A 3,440-nucleotide genomic window follows, 5' to 3' on the forward strand; every position below is an offset into this window, starting at 1 on the left:
GTATCCGTCAGCGTAACCCGTCAGAAGTGGAAATTTAGTACGAGACCAACAACGCCGCGAGAGATCAGGACGAGGTGAGCGAGATCCCGCTGCGACAGTGCGACGGCTCTCTGGATGTCAGAACGCGTAACCTTGATCGTGCCAGTAGTGCCAGTCAGCGACGGCGAGTCGTGTCGGTTTATCGCTGTCCACCGGGACGATCTGAGCCAGGGGTGCCACCACGTCACGTTGGCCCCACCGGGCCCAGACGAAGATGCCAACCCGACACAGGTCTTCATGAGCGAGTCCGGTGACCGAGACGTGTTCACCCGGGTGCAGTGGTGAAGAGGCCATTGCCTGGCGAATGCCGGCCTCGAATGGAAACGAGAGCTGCTCTTCCAGATAGCAGTACCACGACATCGCCCGCTCTTCCTCGGTATAGGCGTCGACCACCACTTCCATCTCAATGCGATGTTCACGATTTGCGTCGATCCTGGGCTTGGCCATGATGTTGTCTTCCGACCAGAGTTGATAGGGCTATAGATCGACGATACGCCGCAGCAGACCGTAGGAAACGCGCCAGTGACCCTCGGAATCTGTCACGGCAATCGAGGCCGTTTTCGAGTTGAGTCTCACGATGGTGCCGACACGCTCGCTCAGGTGTTTGTCGGTGAAACCGACGGTGTCGCCGACGAGGAACTCTTCGCGTTGTGCGCGCGGTGGCGGTGCCGGTTCAGGATGAATCGGGGCTGCGCTATCGGGAACGATCGCCGCGTACGGTAGCGCCCAGCGGCGCCGGCTCGCATTGTCCTGAACGACCGCCTGTGTTTGCCGAAGCTCAACGACGGTTCCCTGCAATGGAGGGGCCAGCGGGTTGTCTGCGATATAACTGATAGCCATGCCGAGGTGCAGGCGCTGCCGTACTTCCAGGATGCGTCGGGGATCGTCGAGCATTTTTCCGACGGCGAGATAAAGGCGATAGAGTTCGGCGCTGGGCGCCTGCCGAAGTGAGTCGAGAATGTCCATGAATGTGATGGCATTTAACGGGCGAGCGGCAACAGTTCGTGCACGCGATTGACAGGATACGATGGCAGCTTCTCGAGCGTGTCCTTGAGCCACGCGTACGGCTCGAAACCGTTCAGGCGAGCCGTGCCGAGCAGCGAATACATCGTGGCGGTCGCGCGGGCGCCGCGCGGGGAACCCGCGAAGAGCCAGTTCGCCCTTCCGAGGGCAATGGGTCGGATTTGCCGCTCGAGAGCGTTGTTGTCCGGCAGCAGGATACCGCTCTCAGTGTAGCGAACGAGCGCCGGCCAGTGACGTAACGCATAGCCGAAGGCCTTTGCAAGCGGCGCCTGAGCCGGCAAGCCGATGACGTTGCCTTCCAGCCATTGCCGGAACAGCACGAGTAGCGGCAGTGCCTCAGTTTGCCGCGCCGCATATTTGAGCTCAGGCGTCTGGTCCTTGATCCGCGACTCGATCGCATACAACTGCGTGATCCACTGCAGCGCCTGCGCCGCAAGTCCCGGTTTGCTTTGCGCCTTCGCGATTTCGAAGAAGCGTCGGCGGCAATGGGCCCAACATCCAACCTCGACGATATCTCCGGTTTCGTAGAGTGCGCCATGTCCACTGTATGCGTCCGCCTGCAGATAGCCTTTGTACTTTTGCAGGTAGCGCAGCGGATGCGAACCGGAGCGCGACTCAGCGAATTCGAACACGACCGCCGGCGGGTGGTCAACCCAGACACCGTTCTCCTCGCGCTGCCCCGCGCCCAGGTATCCCCATAATCGTGCGGTGCGCGTCGCCGTGCGACCCTTCTCGAGTAACGGCAGCGTTGTGTCGTCCACGTGCATGCGCGGGGCCTGCAACTGGTGAGCCCGTAGCGGCGGCAGCAGCACTTCGAGCAGCTCGGCTGCCGCCAGCTTCCATTCACACAGCGTTGCCCGGGGCAGGTACACACCACGGCGCGCGTAGCGCATCTCCTGGCGGTTCAAGGGAAGATGATCGACGTAGGTATTGACTAGGATGTTAGCCAGCAGACTCGCGCTCGCATTGCTCTTTGGCAGCGGTGAAGGCTGGGCGCTCGCCGTCACGATGGTCGACTCACCATCCTTCTTCGCCGCGTATCTGAAGCGGATATGCTCAATGACGGTGAGCCTGGATGGCTCGTAGTGCAGCGTCTCGCTGCGCTCTTCGCCGATGCATTCGAGTGAATCGAATGCCGCCTTCTGTTCGTCGCTCAGATCGTATTCAATGCGCGTGCGCGGCAGGTCCTTCGGCAGGGCAGGACGTCCCTTGCGGGTGTGGCCCGCAACCGGAACCTCGTCCGGCTCGGGCGGAACCGGTAACTCCGTAGCGGCATCGAATAGTTCCGCCTGGGCCGCCAGCCGCTCGGAGCTGACCCCGAAGCGCGCGCGGTTCGCCTGGGCAATCTGGTGCTGCAGGATTTCCAGCTGCTCCCACAGCACGCATGCCAGCCTGTTCTGTTCGAGCGCGAAGGCTTGCAGCGCATCGGGCTCGACCGGCAAATCCGCGACAGTGATGGCGGTGGGCGGCATGGCTATCATGATGCCCAACTCGCGCGACGTTTACAAGCTCGGAGAGCGTTGTATCTGCGCAGGCAATAGCCAGTTCAGCTCACGCGCTTCACTGCGACGGCACGATGCGGCTCGCGCGCCGGGATCTCGATGCCCTCCAGCCAGGCGTTGAGTTCAGCGAGCGTGAAGCCACGTTGGGCGAGTGACGACGGTGATGGAAAATGTCCGTGTTCAAGCCGCTTGTACCAGAGCGCGAAACCGGTGCGATCCCAATATAGGCACTTGACCTTCGTGCGGTCCCGACCAACGAACACGAACAGATTGCCAGAGGCCGGCTTCTGGGCAAGAAGCGGTTCGACCAGATACGACAGTGTGTCGATCGACTTGCGCATGTCGACCGGATCACGGCAGATGTAGGCACGAACGTCGGCGGCGATCAGCAACGCGCACCTCCAAGCTGCCCGAGCACGAAGCGCACGATGCGCTCGGCGTGCACGCCCGTCAGTTCGATGCGAACGCCGGCGAGGGACAGCGTCACCCGATCACGCGTAGACGACGTGTCCACTGTCGGTGATGGCACCGCTGGCGGCGCCCCGATGCCCGCATGGGCAACGACGAACGCCGCGTCAGGGGTGACCGCCAGCGGACGCTCGGCTTCATCCTCCAGGTTCGACAGTTTCTTGCGCCACAGATCGAACGTACTGACGGCAAGTCCCTGCTCACGGCAGAAGTGACGCTCGCCAAGTCCGCTTCCTTTCCATGCCATGACCATCTCTCGCCAGAACGCCTCGCCCTGCCGAGGCCGCCGCGTGCCCGTCAATACAGTCTCTCCCGTGGTGTTCTCCATCGCATTTGCTCCGTCGTTACGATGGCTACACCTTCGCACCGCGCGTACGTGCGTTCAAGACGGGATGCGCTGACGGATAC

5 protein-coding genes are annotated in these 3,440 nt (G+C 62.1%); all 5 read right to left on the bottom strand.

Annotated features, from left to right (window positions below; all coding sequences use genetic code 11):
* Window positions 1-117 precede the first annotated feature (117 nt).
* The 5 genes from F6X40_RS41085 to tnpA all read right to left on the bottom strand — a co-directional run bounded on the left by F6X40_RS41085 (window position 118) and on the right by tnpA (window position 3,360).
* Complete coding sequence (locus F6X40_RS41085; RefSeq protein ID WP_187631838.1) at window positions 118-486, bottom strand: calcium-binding protein; 369 nt, start codon at window positions 484-486, stop codon at window positions 118-120.
* A gap of 30 nt (window positions 487-516) precedes the next feature.
* The gene (locus tag F6X40_RS41090; RefSeq protein WP_187631839.1) at window positions 517-1,005 is read right to left on the bottom strand and encodes a hypothetical protein; all 489 of its coding nucleotides are present in this window, start codon (window positions 1,003-1,005) and stop codon (window positions 517-519) included.
* A 14-nt stretch (window positions 1,006-1,019) separates the two neighbouring features.
* On the bottom strand, window positions 1,020-2,543 hold the full coding sequence (gene tnpC / locus F6X40_RS41095; protein WP_187631840.1) for an IS66 family transposase: 1,524 nt from the start codon (window positions 2,541-2,543) through the stop codon (window positions 1,020-1,022).
* Between the two features lie 65 nt (window positions 2,544-2,608).
* Complete coding sequence (tnpB, locus tag F6X40_RS41100; protein ID WP_147394152.1) at window positions 2,609-2,956, bottom strand: IS66 family insertion sequence element accessory protein TnpB; 348 nt, start codon at window positions 2,954-2,956, stop codon at window positions 2,609-2,611.
* Complete coding sequence (gene tnpA / locus F6X40_RS41105; RefSeq protein ID WP_187631841.1) at window positions 2,950-3,360, bottom strand: IS66 family insertion sequence element accessory protein TnpA; 411 nt, start codon at window positions 3,358-3,360, stop codon at window positions 2,950-2,952. The genes tnpB and tnpA overlap by 7 nt, the downstream gene beginning before the upstream one ends.
* Window positions 3,361-3,440: the final 80 nt, after the last annotated feature.

The organism is Paraburkholderia sp. UCT31, assembly GCF_014397655.1.
GTDB lineage: Bacteria > Pseudomonadota > Gammaproteobacteria > Burkholderiales > Burkholderiaceae > Paraburkholderia > Paraburkholderia tuberum.

Coding starts and splice junctions, on each gene's coding strand:
- F6X40_RS41085 (WP_187631838.1), bottom strand. CDS start 486: ATGGCCAAGCCCAGGATCGACGCAAATCGTGAACATCGCATTGAGATG.
- F6X40_RS41090 (WP_187631839.1), bottom strand. CDS start 1,005: ATGGACATTCTCGACTCACTTCGGCAGGCGCCCAGCGCCGAACTCTAT.
- tnpC (WP_187631840.1), bottom strand. CDS start 2,543: ATGATAGCCATGCCGCCCACCGCCATCACTGTCGCGGATTTGCCGGTC.
- tnpA (WP_187631841.1), bottom strand. CDS start 3,360: ATGGAGAACACCACGGGAGAGACTGTATTGACGGGCACGCGGCGGCCT.